This is a genomic window from Collinsella aerofaciens (genome assembly GCF_040910185.1).
Classification (GTDB): domain Bacteria; phylum Actinomycetota; class Coriobacteriia; order Coriobacteriales; family Coriobacteriaceae; genus Collinsella; species Collinsella aerofaciens_BF.
On record NZ_JBDGBA010000001.1, the window covers coordinates 209429 to 228601 of the forward strand.

Consider the following 19173-nt stretch of genomic DNA (forward strand, 5'->3'; position numbering starts at 1 on the left):
TATCTATTGCTCAAACGGATTGTAGTGTAGCCACTTTGTCCCCCAGATACAAAAAGGCCGCAACCCACACGAGGCGCGGCCTTGGAACATGACGATGGAATCGTCCTTTTGTCGCACAGGTTTATGCGCTTGCTTCAGCAGCGCTCGCCACTGTTTCGGGCAAATCGGCTCCGTCCCCCGTCGCCTGCTCCTTCGTCGGTACCACGCCAAAGCAGTAGCTCAGCGCCGCAGACACCGCAAATGCCGCGCCGCCGGCAACGCAGCACCACAGCAGGTTCGAGATGCCGCCCGTGGCAAAGCCAATGACCATGAGGACATTCGTCATGCCGATGGTATAGGCCGTAACGTGGCCCACAGCTGCAACAAGGCCTCCGACGGCGCCGCCAATGGCCATGCAGGTCAGGCACCTGCCATATTTAAAGCCGCAACCGTACAGCGCCGGCTCGCTTACGCCGCCAAGAACACCCGAGATTGAATAGCCCAGCATGAGCGCCTTCTCGTCCTTATCCGCAACGCGGAGCGATGCGCCAAAGGGCATGCCCCAAACGGCGAACGTTGCCATCGTCGCGGCGATCAGGATGCACGAATCCGTTCCCACACTCATAAACTGCGCGTAGGCGAGCGATAGGACGACGTTGCTGACGCCCGCAATCTTAAGAAACTCCCAGCCCGCGGCAAGCCCCATGAGCGTAAGCAGCGACACGATGCCACCGGAATTGCCAAGCATAAACATAAGCTGCCCCAACAGCATGCCCAGATAGCTGCCCACCGGCGCCGTAATACACAGCGAAACCGGAACCATGACAAGCATGGTTGCAAACGGAACGAACGAAAACGCCACGGCCTTAGGAATTACGCGCCGAAAGAAACGCTCCACCTGCCATAGCACGGGCACCGAGAGGAGAACCGGAATAACAGTCGTCGTGTAATCGTTGACCGGTGCAGGAACCAGACCATACACAGAAGTCGTCGATGCCCCCGTCGTCGATGCGACATCGACGAGCTTAAGCAGATCGGGCGCAATCAATACGCCGCCCAGCATCATGCCCAGCTGCTCCGAGCAACCGAGCTGGCGGGCGGCCGCCCAACCAAGATAAATGGGTAAAAAGTAGTAGCCGGCGTTATAGAGCCAACTGTAGAACAGGCGATAGATTTCGGAATCGGCAGACCACAGGCCCAGCATGCCTTCGCCCATAATGACGGCGACGGTGCGAAACAACGCCGCGCAGACAATAAAGGGCAGCGCTGACATCATGCTTTTGGACAGATAGTCCACCACGGCCATGGCATTTGATGAAACCGTCGTTGTAAACGAGGTGTTAGAAACTTGTGACATGGAACGCCTTTCCCAATGTGACATGCGGGCTATCCCTTTGTCACATCGTGCGGTATCGACCGATTGCGCGGTACTTTTCGTAGCGGAGGTTTGTGAGGGTCGCGTCGTCGAGCCGCCCAAGCGTATCGAAGGCCGCAAATGCCGAGGACATGACGGCACCGGCGATCTCATCATGTGACAGGCCCCTATCGTCAACAATGCCGTCGATGATGCCGAGCGCCAGCAGATCGGAGGCCGTGAGCTTCAGCGCCTCGGCGGCCTCATTCGCACGCTCGGTATCCTTCCACAGGATCGACGCACAGGCCTCGGGGCTCACGACCGAATAGGCCGAGCTCGAGAGCATCAGGATGCGATCGGCCACGGACAGCGCCAGCGCGCCACCAGAGCCGCCCTCGCCTGTCACCACCGAGACAATCGGCGTCTTAAGGCCGCTCATCTCCATGAGATTCTGGGCAATCGCCTCGCCCTGGCCGCGCTCCTCGGCACCGATGCCGCAAAACGCGCCCGAAGTATCGACCAGGCACAGAACCGGTCGACCAAACTTTTCGGCCTGGCGCATCAGACGACGCGCTTTGCGGTAGCCCTCGGGATGCGCCATGCCAAAGTTGCGGCGCATACGCTCTTTGGTCGTGGTGCCGCGCTCGATGGCGACGACCGTTACGGGGCGTCCGTCTTTCCAGCCAATGCCAGCCACCACAGCGGCGTCCTCGCCAAAGTAACGGTCGCCGTGCAGCTCCACAAATCCATCCAGGCCCAGCGAGATCATCTCACCCGCCGTGGCGCGATCTGCCGAGCGGGTCTGCTTGACAATCTCGAGCGCGGTTTTTGGTGCCGTCGAGCGCTTGAACAAGTGTCCCAGCTTTTTGCCGCGGCGACCCGTATGCACGATCTCATGCGGAGCCCCCAGGCCAGGCGCGTGCCCTTCGTGCAGCGCCAGCAGCTCGCCTACCGTGAGCGCAATCTCGCCACGTGGAACGACGGCATCGCAAAAGCCGTGCTCCAGCAAAAACTCGGAGCGCTGGAATCCCTTGGGCAGACGCTTGTGCATGTTCTGCTCGATCACGCGCGGGCCGGCAAATGCCGTCAGGGCATCGGGCTCGGCCAGGATAATGTCGCCCTCCATGGCAAAACTCGCGGTTACGCCTCCGGTCGTGGGGTCGGTGAGCACCGTGATATACAGGCCGCCCGCCTCACTGTGGCGCCTAACCGCCGCAGAAATCTTGGCCATCTGCATAAGCGATGTCACGCCCTCCTGCATGCGCGCACCGCCCGAAACGGTAAAGCCGACGACCGGCAGCCCCAGCTCGGTCGCACGCTCAAATGTGCGACAGATCTTCTCGCCCACCACGGAACCCATCGAGCCCATCATGAAGTTGGCGTCCATAAAGAAGAGCGCCGTATCGCAACCGCAGATTTTGCCCTTGCCGCACACAACGGCATCGCGCTCGCCCGAACGCTCGACCGCGCCCTTGAGCTTGTCGGCATAGCCGGGAAACGAGAGGAAGTCCTCCGACGCCAGATTGGCATCCCATTCCTCAAACGTGCCCTCGTCGACCGTCATGCGCATGCGCGCGCGGCCGCTCACGCGAAAGTGTTTGCCACAACGAGGGCAGACCTCGAGGTTGTCGTGCAGGCGCGCCTCATCGATCACACGGCGGCACTCCGAGCACTTGATAAACACGTGGCGCGCGGGAAACTCGGCGCACGACTCGGTCATCGGCCCCTCGAGGACGTTGACCGTCTTCGCTTTTCTATTCATCAGCATAGAGATGCCCCATCAGATCGGTGTGGTACATGCCCGACAAGAACTCATCGTTTGCCAGCACGTCGAGCTGAAGCTCGCTGTTTTCGCTCACGCCCTCAATCACGAGCTCGCCCAGGGCCGAGCGCATCTTGCGAATGGCGCCGTCGCGCGTAGGCGCACACACGATGAGCTTGCCGAGCATAGAATCGTAGTACGGCGGGACTTTCGCACCGGTAAACATGGCGGAATCCCAGCGCACGCGCGGACCACCCGGCACACGCAACGCGGTAACCGTTCCGCATGACGGCAGAAAGTCCGGCGTTTCGGCATTGATGCGGCACTCCATGGCGTGGTTGCGGACCGGCATGTCCTCCTGCTCAAAGGGCAGAGGCTGGCCGGCTGCCACGCGCAGCTGCCACTTGACCAAGTCGGTATCGGTCACAAACTCCGTAACCGGATGCTCCACCTGCAAGCGCGTGTTCATTTCCATAAAGTAGAAATTGCCGTCGTCCGAATACAGGAACTCGATGGTACCGGCTCCTTCGTAGCCGACGGCACGAGCCAGGTCGCGTGCGGCCTTGTGCATGCGGGCACGAATGTCGTCGTGTCCGTCGAGGCACGGCGCGGGGCTCTCCTCGATCAGCTTTTGGTTGCGGCGCTGCACCGAGCACTCGCGCTCGCCGAGCGAAAACACATGACCCTGCTTATCGGCCATAATCTGCACCTCGACGTGGTGCGCCGGCGCGACGAACTTCTCCATGTAGCACTCGCCGTCGCCAAAAACGGCCTCTCCCTCGGCACGCGCTTCAATAAAGGCCTTTGCCGCATCTTCCACGCGCTCGACCTTGCGAATGCCGCGACCGCCACCGCCTGCACGCGCCTTAATAAGCACGGGGCAGCCAATGCGCTCGGCCTCGGCCGTCGCCTCCTCGGGGCTTTTGAGCAAATCGCAGCCCGGCACGATGGGCACGCCCGCCGCGGCAGCCGTTCGGCGTGCGGCGTCCTTGTCGCCCATGCTGTCGATCACCTCGGCCGAAGGACCGACAAACGCCAGGCCATACTTGTCGCAGTCGCGCACGAAGCTCGCCTTCTCGGAGAAAAAGCCGTAGCCGGGATGAATGGCCTTGGCGCCCGACTTTACGGCACAGGTGAGCACGGCATCATCGTTGAGGTAGCTCTCGGCAAGACGCGGGCCGCCGATGCAGTACGCCTCGTCGGCAAGCTGCACGTGCAGTGCTTCCGCATCGGCCGTGGAATAAACGGCGACGGTCTTGATGCCCATATCGCGGCACGCGCGGATAACACGGACCGCGACTTCGCCTCGGTTGGCGATGAGCACTTTGTCGAACATGAAGCCTTCCTTAACTTTCGTGCATGAGTGCAAAAGACATATCGGCGCGGCAGCAAACCTCACCGTTGACGCTCGCAATACCCGTCGCAAAGCGGAACGGCCCGCGCGCACGCGTGATGGAGCACACCAGATCCACCGTGTCGCCCGGGCGCACCGGACGCTTAAAGCGCACCTTGTCCAGACTCGTGTAGAACGGCGTCGCGCCGCGCGCCTCCTCATCGCCCATCAGCAGCACGCAGCAGTTCTGGGCGAGCATCTCGCACTGAATCACGCCGGGGACGACCGGGTTTCCCGGAAAATGCCCCTGCAAAAAGTACTCGTCGCCCGTAATCGTGATCTTGCCGTGGGCCTCGTCGCCCACCAGCTCGGCTTCGTCGAGCAAAAGCATCGGCTCGCGATGCGGTAACAGCTTCTTGAGCTCTTCTTTGTTCATGGATATCACCTATCCGATCCTCATGAGGCAGCTGCCGAACTCCACGAGGTCGCCGTCGGCCACGCAGATCTCGAGCACCTCGCCATCCGCCTCTGCCGTCACCTCGTTGAGAACCTTCATGGCCTCGATGATGCAGAGCGTCTCGCCGGCCTTGACCTTGGAGCCCACGTGCACAAACGGCTCGTCGCCCGGCGCCGGGGCAGCATAGAAAACGCCGACCATGGGAGCGGTCACCTCGGCGCCCTTGGGCTCCGGCGCGGCGGCAGGCGCCTGCGCGGCGGGCTCCGGTGCGGCGGCAGGCATGGCAACAGGAGCCACCGCCGGAGCAGTCACGGCACCCGGCATAGGCATGGGCACGGCAACCGGCTGCGCGGCGCTCGCGCGCTCGAGTTCGACCGCGGTGCCATCGGGCTCCTCAACGCGTACGCGCGTGAGGCCGCGGTCCTCCATCACATCGGCTATCTCGGCAAGTCTTTTGGAATCCATGCTCTAGCTCCTTGCATATCTACGCAGCGCGATGGCGGCGTTGTGTCCGCCAAAGCCCAGATTGGTCGAAAGCGCCCAGGTAAGGTCGGCGCGAACCGCGCGATTGGGCGTGTAGTCAAGATCGCAGGCGGGATCGGGCGTGTGGTAGTTAATGGTCGGGGGCACCACGCCCTGCTCGAGCGCCATGGCGCAGGCCATGACCTCGATGGCGCCCGTGGCACCGATCATGTGGCCGGTCATCGACTTGGTCGACGAGATGTGCGCGGCGCGCGCCGCGTCCTCGCCGAGCGCTCGCTTGATGCCCGCCGTCTCGGACGAATCGTTGAGCTTGGTCGAGGTGCCGTGAGCGTTGATGTAGAGACCCTCGGAAGGCTTGACGTCGCCCTCGGCCACCGCCAGCGATATCGCGCGGGCAATGCCGGCAGCCTCGGGATCGGGGCTCGTGATGTGATAGGCATCATCGGTATTGCCGTAGCCCACGACCTCGGCGTAAATGTGAGCCCCGCGAGCCAGTGCGTGCTCCATGCTCTCCAGCACGAGCACGCAGGCACCCTCACCCATCACAAAACCGTCGCGGTCTGCATCGAACGGGCGGCAAGCCGTCGCGGGATCGGGGTTGGTGGTCAATGCACGGCAGGACGTAAAGCCCGCAACGGCATCGGGAATGATCGCCGCTTCGGCACCGCCGGCGAGAATCGCATCGGCATAGCCATGCTTGATGGCGCGGAACGCCTCACCCACCGCATGGGCAGAAGTCGCGCAGGCAGTCACGACGGGCAGGGTCGGGCCTTTTGCCTTATGGCGAATCGCGATGTTGCCCGAAGCCATGTTGGGGATCATCATCGCGATCATGTAAGGCGATGCGCGGCGGGGCCCACGATCGGCAATCGTGTGGACGTTGTCGACGAGCGTCTGCATACCGCCCACGCCCGAGCCCACGTAGACGCCCAGGCGCTCACGATCGATGGCGCCTTCGACATCAAAGCCCGCATCGCGCATGGCCTCGTCCGAGGCCGCCATCGCAAACTGAACACAGGGGTCGAGATGCTTGGCGTCATGCTTGCCAAAGTAATCGTTGCCGTCAAAACCCTTGACCTCGGCCGCCACCTTGACGGCAAATGCATCGGTATCGAAGTGCGTGATCGGACCGATGCCGCACGTTCCGGCGCACATGGCCGCCCAGGTGGCAAGCGCGGTGTTGCCGAGCGGCGACACGGCACCGATACCGGTGATTGCAACTCTCTGTTCCATCATGGTCTCCTCATCCAAGCCGTTGTGTGGCTCTGGTTTCTACATCGCCATTCCGCCGTCGACGCGTACGACCTCGCCCGTAATGTAGGCAGCCGCATCGCTCGCCAAAAAGCGCACCACGCCGGCCACTTCCTCGGGCTGCGCCATACGCTTTAGGGGAATCTGCTCCTCGGTTGCCGCGCGAACCTTCTCCGAGAGCTTTGCCGTCATATCCGTCTCGACAAACCCGGGGGCAACTGCGTTCACTCGTACGCCGCGGGGCGCAAGCTCACGCGCTACTGCCTTGGTCAGGCCAATCACGCCCGCCTTGGAGGCAGCGTAGTTGGCCTGCCCGGCATTGCCCATCAGGCCCACGACCGAGCTCATATTGACGATGCAGCCGCCACGCTGGCGCATAAAGGTCTTGGTGAGCGCGCGTGTTGTATTGAACGTGCCCTTGAGATTGACATCGAGCACGCGATCGAAGGCATCGTCGCCCATGCGCATAAGCAGCCCATCGCGAGTGATCCCGGCGTTATTGACGAGCGCCCAAATCGAACCAAAGTCGTTGAACACGGCCTCGATGCACGCATTGACGGCATCGGGGTCGGCCACATCGCATTGATACGCGCAAGCTGTGGCACCAGCGGCCTCGCAGGCTTCGCACGTCTCGCGCGCCGCATCGACGCTACCGGCATAGACGACGGCGATATCAAAGCCGTCCTCCGCCAGGCCAACCGCACAAGCGCGGCCGATACCACGCGAGCCGCCCGTGATCAGTGCCACGCGACGTGAATCGTTGCGCTCGAGCGCGCCGTTGTTCAAGTTGCCCATGTCATTCCTTTCGGGTTACAGCCCTGTGGGCTATGCGAGCTCGTCGGCAATAGCTGCGACCTGCTCGGCTGTTTCGCACGAATACACGCGAACGTCGCTCAACGTACGCTTGACCAGGCCGGACAGCGTTTTGCCAGGGCCAACCTCAATAAACGTGTCGATGCCTTGATCCTGCAGAGCATGCAGCGTGTCGACCCAGCGCACGGCATGGCTCACTTGGTTGGCCAAGACATCCGATGCTGCTCGCGGATCCGCCGGATAGGGCGCCGCCGTCATGTTTGCCATGACCGGAATCAGCAGCGGAGACGGCGCGTGGCCGTCTTGGATAAACGTCGCCAGCCCCTCAGTCGCCTCTGCCATATAGGGGCTATGAAATGCACCCGACACCGCGACTTTCATAGCGCGGCCGCCAGCCTCTTTTACTAGGTCGTCGAGCGCCTGCAGCGCCTCGGGCGCTCCGGCCACAACCATCTGCTGCGGGCTGTTGTAGTTGACCGGCCAGCAGTCCTCGCCGGCCTGCGCAGCCAGGTTCTCGACTTGCGCCGCATCGAGCTTGATGACGGCGCGCATGCCGCCCGGATGGCGCTCGGCAGCCGCGGCCATCAGCGCCGCGCGCTCGCACACGAGCTCAAAGCCCGCTCGCGTATCGAACGCCCCCGCAAAGGTGAGCGCAGAGACCTCGCCCAGCGAAAATCCCGCACAGGCGGCAGGCACCACGCCGCGCTCGCGCAGGGCGGCAGCCGCTGCCAGGTCGTGAACGAACACGCACGGCTGCGTGTTCTCGGTCTGCGAGAGCTCCTCCTTGGAGGCGCTCCGGCACTGCTCGCTGGTTCCCGGACGCACCTCGTCGGCGATCGCGAACACCTCGGTAGCTGCCGGCGATGCCTCGATGAGGTCGACACCCATCGCGGGGTGCTGGGCGCCCTGGCCGGCAAACAGAAACGCTACGCTACCCATGCGCACGCACCCTTCAGGACGTGCTCGGCGCCATCGACCAGATCGTCGACGATTTCGCGCGCGCTCTGGCGCTCGTTCACCATGCCGGCAATCTGTCCGCACAGATACGAACCCTCTTCGTAATTGCCGTCCTTGGCGGCCTTGCGAAGGGCACCCGTGCCCATGGCCCCGAGTTCCTCGACACTTACGCCCGCCGCCTCACTTTTGGCGTAGGCATTGGTGAAGGGGCTCTTAAGCGCACGCACCGGATGTCCCGTCGAACGGCCAGTCGCGCGCGTCGAGGTGTCTCCCGCCTTGAGCACCAGCTCTTTGTATTGCTCGGAGACGGTGCACTCATCGGCAACGAGAAAACGCGTGCCCACTTGGACGCCAGCGGCGCCAAGCATAAAGGCGGCCGCCACACCGCGGCCATCGGCGATGCCGCCAGCCGCAACCACGGGAATATCGACCGCATCGACGACCTGCGGGACAAGTGCCATCGTCGAGGTCTCGCCAATATGGCCGCCCGATTCGGTGCCCTCGGCAACAACCGCCGTAGCTCCACGACGCGCCACGAGGCGCGCCAACGCCACCGAAGCAACGACCGGGATGACCTTGATGCCAGCCTCGTTCCACGCCTTCATGTACTTGGTGGGATTACCGGCACCGGTCACCACTACGGGCACCTGCTCATCAATCACCACTTGTGCGACCTCGTCGACAAACGGGCTCATGAGCATAACGTTGACGCCAAAGGGCTTATCCGTCTTGGCGCGCAGCTCATGAATCTGGTCGCGCAGCCAGTTTGCGTCGGCATTCATGGCCGCGATAATGCCTAAGCCGCCTGCCTCGGACACAGCAGATGCCAACGAGGCGTCGGCAATCCAGGCCATGCCACCCTGGAACACGGGCTTTTCGATGCCGAGCAAATCGCAGAGAGGAGACTTGAGCATCACTACTTCTCCAATGCCGCCTCGACCGTATCGACGAACTCGCCAACCGTCTTGGGGTTCTCCTCGGTATCGAGCTCAATGCCAAACTCGTCCTCGACGGCAACGAGGATCTCGACGGTACCCAGGCTGTCGAGGCCAATCTCCTCGAGCGTGGACTCGGGCTTCATCTCGACATCGTCAAGACCGGCGGTCTCGCGGATAACGTCGCAAACGCGCTCGAAGGTCTTCTGATCTGCCATGGTAGTTCTCCTTTGTTTGTGCCCTAGGGGCGTTTTTATTTCCTATGTGCAACTACTTCCAGCGAAGTAGATAGCCACCTACATCCAAGCCGGCGCCAAATCCGACCAGGGCGATGGTGTCGCCCGCGTGCAGCGCGCCGGTATTTGCCAGCCGATCGAGAGCAAACGGAATACAGGCGCTCGAGATGTTGCCGGTTTCACGCAACGTTCGGACCACACGGTCGTCCGGCACACCTAAGCGCTTGACCGCCTGACTCAAGATTCGTTCGTTAGCCTGATGGAATACAAAGTGGTCGATGTCCTCGACCGCGATGCTCGCGTCGCAGGCGAGCTTGTTGACCGTGTCGCAGATAGCATTGACGCCAAACTTGAAGACGCGACGGCCGTTCATGGACAGCACGCTTTCACGGTCCTGCGCCGTCTTATACGGCGAGGAGCCCGTCAATCCGGGGACGCGCAGTGTTTCGACGTCAGGCGACGTCGAAAGCTCAACAGCAAGGGGATTCTCTCCCCCAGCCTCCATGACCGCAGCACCCGCGCCATCGCCAAAGAGCACGCACGTGGCACGGTCGGTCCAGTCGAGCGCGCGCGTCATCTGCTCGGCAGCAACGACCAGCACGTGCTTGGCGCGACTGCGGGCGATATAGCCCTCGGCGACATCGAGCGCAAATACGAATCCGGCACAAGCCGCCGAAACGTCGAAGGCAGGACATGTGGCACCCAGGCGCTCAGCAACGGCACACGCCTCGGCGGGAACAAGGTGGTCACCCGTCGTCGTCGAGCAGACGATCAGATCCAGCTGGCTCGCGTCGATTCCGGACACCTGGAGTGCCCGCTCGCTCGCCGCTACGGCAAGGTCGTCAAGTGACTCGGTGGTGCAGACATGGCGGCTCTTGATACCTGTGCGAGTAAAAATCCACTCATCCGAGGTATCGAGGAACTCAGACAGCTCGTCATTGGAAACACTGCGCTCAGGAAGTGCCGAACCTGTTCCAAGAATCGTGAAACCCATCACTAACCTCCTTTGAGTTGTTGATGTGTTTACATCGACCAAGAGAGGATAACGCATTTCAGTCTTTGTTGACGTGTTAACATTAAATTGTCCAAATGCGACAAAGGCTTCACATTGTGTCTATCTCTCGACACCATTGCGTCATTCACTTATTCAATAAGGAGGTAGCAGCCGCTATGGATGCCCAATTAACGATTGTCGACGTAACCGGATCGACCAACGATGACCTGCTCGAGGCAGGAAAACAGGGTGCGCCGCACGGCACAGGACTTGCCGCCCGCGCACAAACGGCAGGACGCGGCCGGCGCGGCCACAAGTGGGATTCAACCGCCGGCAACCTATTGCTTTCGATTGTCCTGCGTCCATGCGTTAATCCCGCAAAGTACTCTGGTCTTGCCGCCGTCAGCGGCCTAGCGGTGCTCGAAGCACTCAAAAAGCAGGGTCTTGCAAACGAGATTGGCCTCAAATGGCCCAACGACCTGGTCGCGCGTGGACGCAAACTCGGCGGCATTCTGGTCGAGGCCGCACGCGATAACGAAGGCAAACCTTTCGCCGTCTGCGGCATTGGTGTCAACGTAAACTACACGCCCCAAGAGGTGCCCGATGGCGGCCTGGCGGCAATTGGCCTCTCGGACCTCAACGAGAGCGTTCCCGCCGTCGACATGCTCCTCGATGAGGTCTATCACGCAGTTATAGACGCTGTAGATACCTGGGCAGAGCGCCTCAACGCCAAGGAAGAAGACGCCGGTCCGCTCGCGCCCGTCCACGACGAATATATCGCTCACCTCAATTGGATCGGGAAGCACGTTATCGCCCGCTCCCCCGCTGGAGACGAGCTGGCACGAGGCATATTTAGAACGGTCGACGATTGCGGCCGCGCATGCATTGAGACCGAGAGCGGCTTGTGCGTCTTCCACTTCGAAGAAGCATCCTTGCGCCCCCTGAGCGAATAGGGCGCCGCAGCCGTCGGCTCGGCAGACGAATTCGCTATCCCAAAATCTAAACTCAAAACAAAAGAGCCCCGCTACCGTAATGGCAGCGGGGCTCTGTAAGCTATGAGCGGTATCGCTTAGAGCTTGATGTCGATGTCGACGCCAGCGGGGAGGTCGAGACGCATGAGCGAATCAACGGTGCCCGAGGTGGGGTCGAGGATGTCGATGAGGCGCTTGTGGGTGCGCATCTCGAACTGCTCGCGGGAGTCCTTGTTCACGTGCGGCGAGCGGATAACCGTGTACAGGTTGCGCTCGGTGGGCAGGGGGACAGGACCGGAAACGCGAGCACCGGTCTTCTGAGCGGTCTCGACGATGAGCTTCGCGGACTGATCGACGACCTCGTGATCATAGCCCTTGAGGCGAATGCGGATCTTCTGGGTAGCCAACTTAAACCTCCAAAGAGTGCGAGAGATGTTCTCGCAGGATTACGTAACAGGGAGCTCGAACTTAGGCGTTCTTGCTCATGACCTCGTCCACGATGGACTTGGGCGCGGGCTCATAAGAGTCGAACTGCATCGTGTAGGATGCACGGCCCTGGGTCTGGGAGCGAAGGTCGGTAGCGTAACCGAACATCTCGCCCAGCGGCACCTTGGCACGGATGAGCTTGCTGTTCTTGCGATCCTCCATGCCCTCGATCTTGCCGCGGCGACCGGAGAGGTTGCCCATAACGTCGCCCATGTACTGCTCGGGGGTCTCGACCTCGACAGCCATGATCGGCTCGAGCAGCTGCGGGTCGGACTTCTTGAGGGCGTCCTTGATAGCCATGGAACCGGCGATCTTGAAGGCGGCCTCGGAGGAGTCGACCTCGTGGTAAGAACCGTCGAACAGGGTGACCTTGACGTCGAGGACCGGGAAGCCGGCGATAACACCAGTGTTCAGGGCCTCCTGGATGCCCTTGTCGATGGACGGGATGTACTCCTTGGGCACGACGCCGCCGACGATAGCGTTGACGAACTCGTAGCCGAAGCCCTCCTCCATCTTCTCGAGCTTGATGACGGCGTGGCCGTACTGACCGCGACCACCGGACTGACGGACGAACTTGCCCTCAGCCTTCTCGACGTCGTGACCAGCGGTCTCGCGGTAGGCAACCTGGGGCTTACCAACGTTAGCGTCAACCTTGAACTCACGGAGCAGACGGTCGACGATGATCTCGAGGTGCAGCTCGCCCATGCCGGCGATGATGGTCTGACCGGTCTCGTGGTTGGTGGACACCTGGAAAGTCGGGTCCTCCTCGGCGAGCTTAGTCAGAGCCAGGGACATCTTGTCCTGCTCGGCCTTGGTCTTGGGCTCGATGGCAACGTCGATAACGGGCTTGGCGAACTCGATCTTCTCGAGGACGATCTCCTTGCCCTCGGCGCACAGGGTGTCACCGGTGGTGGAGTTCTTGAAACCGACGCAAGCGACGATGTCGCCGGCGGCAGCGTCGTCACGGTCGATACGCTCGGCGGCGTTCATCTCGAGGATGCGGCCGAGGCGCTCGCGCTGACCGTTGGAAGCGTTGACAACGTAGGAGCCGGACTCGGCACGGCCGGAGTAAACGCGGACGTAGGTGAGCTTACCGACGAACGGGTCGGTCATAATCTTGAAGACCAGGCCGGAGAAGGGCTCGTCGAAGGAAGGATGACGCTCGATCTCCTCGCCGGTATCCGGATCGGTACCGGTGACGGCCTCGACGTCGAGCGGGCTGGGCAGGTAGTCGACGACAGCGTCGAGCAGCTCCTGGACGCCCTTGTTCTTGTAGGCGGAGCCCACGAAGACGAGGTTGAGCTCGTTGGCCAGAACGCCCTTGCGCAGAGCAGCCTTGAGCTCCTCGACGGTGAAGTCCTCCTCCATGAGAATCTTCTCCATGAGCTCGTCGTCAAAGCTGGCAGCAGCGTCAAGGAGCTCCTCGCGCTTGGTGGCAGCGATGTCAGCGAACTCAGCCGGGATCTCGTCCATCGGCTCGGGGTAGGTCATGCCCTTGTCGTCGGCCTTGAAGTCCCATGCGGTCATGGTGACGAGGTCGATGACACCCCAGAAGTTGTCCTCGGCGCCCATCGGGACCTGAGCGGCCACGGCGTTAGCGTCGAGACGATCCTTCATGGTCTCGATAGCGTTGAAGAAGTCAGCGCCCACGCGGTCATACTTGTTGATGAAGGCGATGCGGGGGACGTTGAAGGTAGAAGCCTGACGCCAAACGGTCTCAGACTGGGGCTGAACGCCGGCAACGGCGTCGAAGACGGCGACAGCGCCATCGAGGACGCGCAGGCAGCGCTCGACCTCGGCGGTGAAGTCAACGTGGCCCGGGGTGTCGATGATCTGGATGCGGTAGTCCTTACCGTCCTTGTTCCAGAAGCACGTGGTAGCAGCGGAGGTAATGGTTACGCCGCGCTCCTGCTCCTGAACCATCCAGTCCATGGTGGCAGCGCCCTCATGGACCTCACCGATCTTGTGGGTCTTACCGGTGTAGTAAAGAATACGCTCGGTCGTGGTGGTCTTACCGGCATCGATGTGGGCCATGATGCCGATGTTACGGGTATCGGAAAGCTTGTACTTAGGCTTAGCCATGTTAGTTCCTTACCTTAACTTACCAACGATAGTGAGAGAACGCGCGGTTGGCCTCGGCCATCTTGAAGACGTCCTCACGCTTCTTGACGGAAGCGCCCAGGCCGTTGGAAGCGTCGAGGATCTCGTTGGCGAGACGCTCGGCCATGGTCTTCTCCTTGCGAGCGCGGGAGAAGTTGACGATCCAGCGGATGCCCAGAGCGGTGGAACGACGGGAGTTGACCTCCATCGGGACCTGATAGGTAGCGCCACCGACACGCTTGGGCTTAACCTCGAGCGTGGGCTTGACGTTGTCCATGGCCTTCTTGAAGGTAGCGAGAGCGTCGCCGCCCTCGGACTTCTCGGCAACGATCTCGAAAGCGGTGTAAACGATGCGCTCAGCGGTGGCCTTCTTGCCGTCAAGAAGGACCTTGTTGATGAGCTGAGTCACCAGGCGGTTGTTGTAAACGGCGTCAGGCTGAACCTCACGACGATTAGCTGCTGCACGACGCGGCATGTGAAATCTCCTTAAGTGTCTACCGTGCGGCGCTTAGGCGGCACACGGCGAAAGTATCAAAACGTTATCTGGCTTATTTAGCCTTTGGGCGCTTAGCACCGTACTTGGAACGGGCCTGCATACGGTTCTGGACCGGAGCAGCGTCGTAGGCGCCACGGATGACGTGATAACGGACACCAGGGAGGTCACGGACACGGCCGCCGCGGACGAGCACGATGGAGTGCTCCTGCAGGTTGTGGCCCTCACCCGGGATGTAAGCAGTAACTTCGATGCCGTTGACGAGGCGAACACGGGCAACCTTACGAAGAGCCGAGTTCGGCTTCTTGGGGCTCGTGGTGAAGACGCGGGTGCACACGCCGCGCTTCTGGGAGTTGTGCTGCAGAGCAGCGTTCTTGGACTTCTTGGGCACGGAACGACGGCCCTGGCGAACCAGCTGGTTAATAGTAGGCAAAGCGTACTCCTTCTCGAATGATTCCAGCTTTCTGTAAAGTGCAACGGCTTGAATCGAGGGGTCAGCATCCCCCTACGAAACACGCAGTTCGATAGGATACGTGGCGTTAGCTGTGCCGTCAACAGACCACGCCGCCGGGCGTATCCCAAAATGAGCATATTTCCGCAAAGCCTACACAAAAGGAATCCCCTTCTGTGCGCGGGGGCGGATTCCCGGTCCGGGCGGCCCGCTGTTTAAGTTTGCTGCTCTACAGTCCTGGCTCGCACGGAGGCCACATTAAGTGGCCTCCGGCTCGTGCGGAACTCGCGACAAACTTAACCCCTGTGCCGCCCGGCCCGGGAATCCGACGTGCTCGTCGGGGCAACGTTCCCTGCCAAAAAGGGACAGGTTTATTTTGGTCGGTTTTATCTGGAAAAACGCCACTCTTCACGGTGATCCGCATCCATTTGCTACGTTCTTCCGAGAATCAGACGAATAACGTCCAATCCACTCGTCCATATAACGCTAAAAAGGCCGCTTCCCCCCTTGGGAAGCGGCCCAGACTTTACGAATAAACGATGGTAAAGGGTACTTCTGTTTCGGTCTCTCCTGTTGATGTGTACCTCGTGCCCTCAAGGGTTACCGAGACCACTTGATCGACATTGATCAGTTTTGTCGGCACCGAGATGTTCTCTCCGCTATTGCGCGTCAGCGAGACATAGAAATTGTACGCGCCCGCAGTATCATCTTCGATAATCTGCTCCGATCCATCCTTGTAGGTAACGGTCAACTTTTTCGTGACTGCGTCAATGCCCAGATCATCGATGTGCGTCTGGATAGAAAACGGGCTGATCTCGAGAGGCGAGTCATCGGAGCGGAGTTCCTTTGTATCGACGTACGCTCCAACGCTAAACTCGGGCGTCGATGCCTCGAACGGCTTCGCATCCTCGCCTTCGCCCTCAGTCCAGCAGATATTCCAGGTGACCGCATGTCCCAAATCTCGCTCGCGATCCCACGAGGCAAAGTACATCGTGCCATTAATGACCGTGTCGCTTGATATGTCCTTATCAATTGTGCAGCGTGTGTCAGCCCATTCCTCGCCGAAGTTCATACCGGGCGTACCGATGCCTCGCTCTTCTTCACTATAGAGAACAAGTTCGCCAGTCTCTGCTGCTGGCTTGTAGTAGTTAACGCCATTTGGATTGGATAGCGTAAACGTCACGGCACCGCAACCGTTTTTATCGATAGCCATATCATGAATGTCGAGTGTATAGCCGTTACCCTCGACGGACAGATTAACCTCCTGAACTGCGCCCTCCAGGCTTTGGGGCGCGATGCCATCACCGAACTCTCTGGTGTAGGTATATTTAGTCCCCGATGAACCGCCGTTGGTCCAGGTAATGGAATCCCCGTTGCCGTGGTTTCCCCAGGCTGAGGCAAAATAGCTGGAATTGATAACTGCGTAGGCGACCCCTCCGGTCGCCAACACTCCGACAAGACACCCGATTACGGCAACATAGAGAGGCTTCGCGTGGCCCTTTCGATGAAGCGGCTCACCCGCAGCGGTATTTAGGACGCGATCTGCAAGATCGCTATCGGCTTGGATGGACTCGAAGGCCTGCTTGATTTGATTGGATTTCACGGTCGCCCTCCTCTAGGATGAATTTGAGCTTCGTTCGACCGCGAGCTAAACGTGTTCGAACGGTCGCGGCTGGCACATGCAGTAACTCGGCAATCTCTGAGGTCGAAAAGCCCAGATAGTAATAGAGCACGATGGGAACACGGAATCGCTCCGGAAGTCGCATAACGTCTGACAGGACCGCCTTGGTCTCATCCTGCGCCGCCGAAAGCGAATCGGCCAGATTCTCAATATCCTCCACACGCCTCCATGGCTTTCGAAAGAGCGATTTGCATTCATTGATCGTGACCCGGATAAGCCAGCGGCGAAGATGTTCCCAACTTTCAAAGTGTCCATCGCTTTTAAGCAACTTAAGAAAGACATCTTGGGCAATATTGTCGGCATCGGCACGATCGCGCAGGTACGTCAATGCGATTCGAAACACGACATCCCGGTGATCTTCGACCGCCTGTCTAAATGCTTGTTCTTCCATAATCACCTCCCGGTGACGGTAATGATTCTTGATGAGGCCCTCACCATAGATACGCTTTGACCGAACGAAATGTTTCAACTTCAATCAGGAAAAACCTACCAAAAAAAAACCCTGCCCCTTATTGGCAAGGGATCGACGGAACGCAACAGGTTGAGCATACGCAAGCGAGCGGCCCCCAGAGCGTACAAGGTGGCATGAAAAAGGCAGGGCATTGACCTTTTGGTCATGCCCTGCCTTTTGAATGACAGATTGTAGCTCTGGGGGCCGCGCAGCGACGGAGATCGCCGCCGTTCGTTAGAACGGCGGAACTAATTACTCCTCGTCGTTGTCCTTGGCCTCTTCGGCGTCGTCGGTGTCCACGAGCTGGTTGAGCAGCTCGTCGAGGGAAGCCATGTCCTCGTTGATCGCGCCGTTGGCGGGAGCCTTCTTGTCGTCGATCGGGGCGCCCAGGAGCTCCTCGTCGGCGTCAGCGTGATGCGTCGGAGCGGAGGTACCCAGCAGGATATCGTCCGGACCGTCGGGGCTAAAGACCATCTGCAGCAGCTGCGAGAGGTCTTCCTCGTCGGCAACGTCGTCGTTGTTCTCGAGGATGTAGAGCAGATCGTGGGCCTCGAGGCCGTCACGGAGCTCCTCAATCGCCTTGGCACCGATGCCATCGATGCGCAGCAGATCCTCCTCGGACTTGCCAACCAGGTCGCCGACCGTCTCGATGCCGACCTCGCTGAACTTGTTGGTCCAGCGCTGCGACACGCCCAGGTCGTCGAACAGGTACAGACGAGCCTTCTCGGCGGAGATGGTGTGGCCGTTGCGGGTGAACGAGCCGTCAGCACCACCGAACTCGTCGTAGCCGGCCCAGTCGAGCTGCTGCGGAAGCTGCTCGTCCAGGTCCTTGAGCTCCACAGGAGCCCACTCGGGCAGCGACTTGGCGTTGGGCGAAGCCGGACCGTCAATGTCCACGTAGCCGTCGGCCGTGCGATACGTCAGCTTGGCGTTGGCGTACGGCTTGAGGCCGGTACCAGCCGGGATCTTCTTACCGACGATGACGTTGGACTTAAGGTCGAGCAGGTGGTCGACCTTGCCCTCGATGGCAGCCTCGGTAAGGACGCCGGCGGTACGGATGAACGAAGCGCTCGACAGCCAGGAGTCGATGTTGGACGCGACCTTGAGCGTACCCAGGATGACGGGCTCGGCCACAGGAGCCTGACCGCCCAGACGGGCAACGCGCTCGACCTCGTCGGCGAACTCGTAGCGGTCGACGTACTGACCAAGCAGGTACTTGGAGTCACCGGGGTTGGTGATCTGAACGCGACGCAGCATCTGACGTGCGAGCACCTCGATGTGCTTGTCGTTCAGGTCGACGCCCTGGCTGGTGTAGACGTCCTTGACGCTCTCGACGAAGGTGTGCATCGTCGACTCGATGTCGGTCAGCTTGCGCAGGTTGCGGAAGTTGACGAAGCCCTTGGTGATCTGGTCGCCGGCGCGAACCTCGCAGCCGTCCTCGATCTCGGGCATAAAGCGCACCGAAGCGGGGACGCGACGCTCGTCGAGGACACGGGTGTGATCCTCGGAGTCGGTGAGCGTCAGCACGTACTCGGACTTCTCGGGCTTAATCGAGAGGTGGCCGGAGTACGGGGCCAGCTCGGCCTCGCGACCCAGGATCTTCTCGTTGACGTTGCCGACGATATCGAACATACGGCTGACCGTAGGCAGACCCTGCGTAATATCGTCGACGCCAGCGACGCCGCCGGAGTGAATGGTACGCATCGTAAGCTGCGTACCGGGCTCGCCGATGGACTGGGCGGCAATAATGCCGACGGCAGTACCGATGGCGACCGGACGACGGGTGGAAAGATCCCAGCCGTAGCACTTCTGGCACACGCCGTACTTGGAGCGGCAGGTGAGCAGCGCGCGAAGCTTGACCTTCTTGAGGCCCGCATCGACCATCTTCTGGATGTCGGCGACCTTCTCGATGTAGCCGTCCTGCTCAAAGAGCACGGTGCCATCGGGGGCCACGACGTCCTCGATGAAGCAACGGCCGACGAGGTC

19 protein-coding genes are annotated in these 19173 nt (G+C 60.7%); 1 reads left to right on the top strand and 18 read right to left on the bottom strand.

The genetic code is table 11. The features are described 5' to 3' along the window. Nucleotides 1-121: 121 nt before the first annotated feature. From AB5Z54_RS00880 to AB5Z54_RS00930, 11 genes are read right to left on the bottom strand one after another with little or no spacing between them, the layout of a single operon-like run. On the bottom strand, nucleotides 122-1336 hold the full coding sequence (locus tag AB5Z54_RS00880) for a PTS sugar transporter subunit IIC (RefSeq protein ID WP_368159697.1): 1215 nt from the start codon (nucleotides 1334-1336) through the stop codon (nucleotides 122-124). Between the two features lie 40 nt (nucleotides 1337-1376). Beyond that, nucleotides 1377-3101, bottom strand: coding sequence for an acetyl-CoA carboxylase, carboxyltransferase subunit beta (gene accD / locus AB5Z54_RS00885; protein ID WP_368159698.1), 1725 nt, complete (start codon nucleotides 3099-3101; stop codon nucleotides 1377-1379). Then, entirely contained in the window at nucleotides 3088-4431 is a 1344-nt protein-coding gene (locus tag AB5Z54_RS00890) for an acetyl-CoA carboxylase biotin carboxylase subunit (RefSeq protein ID WP_368159699.1), read from the bottom strand. Before AB5Z54_RS00890 ends, accD begins: the two co-directional genes overlap by 14 nt. A gap of 10 nt (nucleotides 4432-4441) precedes the next feature. Beyond that, nucleotides 4442-4864 (bottom strand): 3-hydroxyacyl-ACP dehydratase FabZ, encoded by a 423-nt coding sequence (gene fabZ, locus AB5Z54_RS00895; protein ID WP_195644150.1) that lies wholly within the window; start codon nucleotides 4862-4864, stop codon nucleotides 4442-4444. A gap of 9 nt (nucleotides 4865-4873) precedes the next feature. Further along, a complete protein-coding gene (accB, locus tag AB5Z54_RS00900; RefSeq protein ID WP_368159701.1) occupies nucleotides 4874-5350 on the bottom strand; it encodes an acetyl-CoA carboxylase biotin carboxyl carrier protein in 477 nt (158 codons plus the stop codon). A gap of 3 nt (nucleotides 5351-5353) precedes the next feature. Beyond that, nucleotides 5354-6601: a beta-ketoacyl-ACP synthase II gene (gene fabF / locus AB5Z54_RS00905; protein ID WP_368159703.1), complete on the bottom strand. Its 1248-nt coding sequence runs from the start codon at nucleotides 6599-6601 to the stop codon at nucleotides 5354-5356. Nucleotides 6602-6640: 39 nt separating this feature from the next. After that, nucleotides 6641-7414, bottom strand: a complete 774-nt coding sequence (gene fabG, locus AB5Z54_RS00910) for a 3-oxoacyl-[acyl-carrier-protein] reductase (RefSeq protein ID WP_368159706.1) — start codon at nucleotides 7412-7414, stop codon at nucleotides 6641-6643. Nucleotides 7415-7444: 30 nt separating this feature from the next. Next, nucleotides 7445-8371: an ACP S-malonyltransferase gene (locus AB5Z54_RS00915; RefSeq protein ID WP_368159708.1), complete on the bottom strand. Its 927-nt coding sequence runs from the start codon at nucleotides 8369-8371 to the stop codon at nucleotides 7445-7447. Continuing rightward, on the bottom strand, nucleotides 8359-9303 hold the full coding sequence (gene fabK / locus AB5Z54_RS00920) for an enoyl-[acyl-carrier-protein] reductase FabK (protein ID WP_368159710.1): 945 nt from the start codon (nucleotides 9301-9303) through the stop codon (nucleotides 8359-8361). The genes AB5Z54_RS00915 and fabK overlap by 13 nt, the downstream gene beginning before the upstream one ends. Before the next feature lie 2 nt (nucleotides 9304-9305). Next, nucleotides 9306-9542 carry an acyl carrier protein gene (locus tag AB5Z54_RS00925; protein WP_055285196.1) on the bottom strand — a complete coding sequence of 79 codons (237 nt, stop codon included), beginning with the start codon at nucleotides 9540-9542 and terminating at the stop codon, nucleotides 9306-9308. Nucleotides 9543-9594: 52 nt separating this feature from the next. Next, entirely contained in the window at nucleotides 9595-10554 is a 960-nt protein-coding gene (locus tag AB5Z54_RS00930; RefSeq protein ID WP_368159712.1) for a 3-oxoacyl-ACP synthase III family protein, read from the bottom strand. 176 nt (nucleotides 10555-10730) lie between these two features. Here AB5Z54_RS00930 and AB5Z54_RS00935 point away from each other — a divergent pair, with 176 nt between their 5' ends. Further along, nucleotides 10731-11507: a biotin--[acetyl-CoA-carboxylase] ligase gene (locus AB5Z54_RS00935; RefSeq protein WP_368159713.1), complete on the top strand. Its 777-nt coding sequence runs from the start codon at nucleotides 10731-10733 to the stop codon at nucleotides 11505-11507. A gap of 116 nt (nucleotides 11508-11623) precedes the next feature. Here AB5Z54_RS00935 and rpsJ read toward each other — a convergent pair whose 3' ends face one another. The 7 genes from rpsJ to AB5Z54_RS00970 form a co-directional block, all read right to left on the bottom strand. Continuing rightward, the gene (gene rpsJ, locus AB5Z54_RS00940) at nucleotides 11624-11932 is read right to left on the bottom strand and encodes a 30S ribosomal protein S10 (protein WP_022094184.1); all 309 of its coding nucleotides are present in this window, start codon (nucleotides 11930-11932) and stop codon (nucleotides 11624-11626) included. 61 nt (nucleotides 11933-11993) lie between these two features. Further along, on the bottom strand, nucleotides 11994-14093 hold the full coding sequence (gene fusA / locus AB5Z54_RS00945) for an elongation factor G (RefSeq protein WP_117854517.1): 2100 nt from the start codon (nucleotides 14091-14093) through the stop codon (nucleotides 11994-11996). A gap of 19 nt (nucleotides 14094-14112) precedes the next feature. Next, on the bottom strand, nucleotides 14113-14586 hold the full coding sequence (gene rpsG, locus AB5Z54_RS00950; protein WP_006235013.1) for a 30S ribosomal protein S7: 474 nt from the start codon (nucleotides 14584-14586) through the stop codon (nucleotides 14113-14115). Nucleotides 14587-14659: 73 nt separating this feature from the next. Continuing rightward, nucleotides 14660-15037: a 30S ribosomal protein S12 gene (rpsL, locus tag AB5Z54_RS00955; RefSeq protein WP_006235012.1), complete on the bottom strand. Its 378-nt coding sequence runs from the start codon at nucleotides 15035-15037 to the stop codon at nucleotides 14660-14662. Nucleotides 15038-15581: 544 nt separating this feature from the next. Next, nucleotides 15582-16658 (bottom strand): DUF4179 domain-containing protein, encoded by a 1077-nt coding sequence (locus AB5Z54_RS00960; RefSeq protein ID WP_368159715.1) that lies wholly within the window; start codon nucleotides 16656-16658, stop codon nucleotides 15582-15584. Further along, nucleotides 16609-17127, bottom strand: a complete 519-nt coding sequence (locus AB5Z54_RS00965) for an RNA polymerase sigma factor (RefSeq protein WP_368159718.1) — start codon at nucleotides 17125-17127, stop codon at nucleotides 16609-16611. The genes AB5Z54_RS00960 and AB5Z54_RS00965 overlap by 50 nt, the downstream gene beginning before the upstream one ends. Nucleotides 17128-17439: 312 nt before the next feature. Further along, a partial coding sequence (locus AB5Z54_RS00970; RefSeq protein WP_368159720.1) for a DNA-directed RNA polymerase subunit alpha C-terminal domain-containing protein occupies nucleotides 17440-19173 on the bottom strand: 1734 nt, incomplete at its 5' end.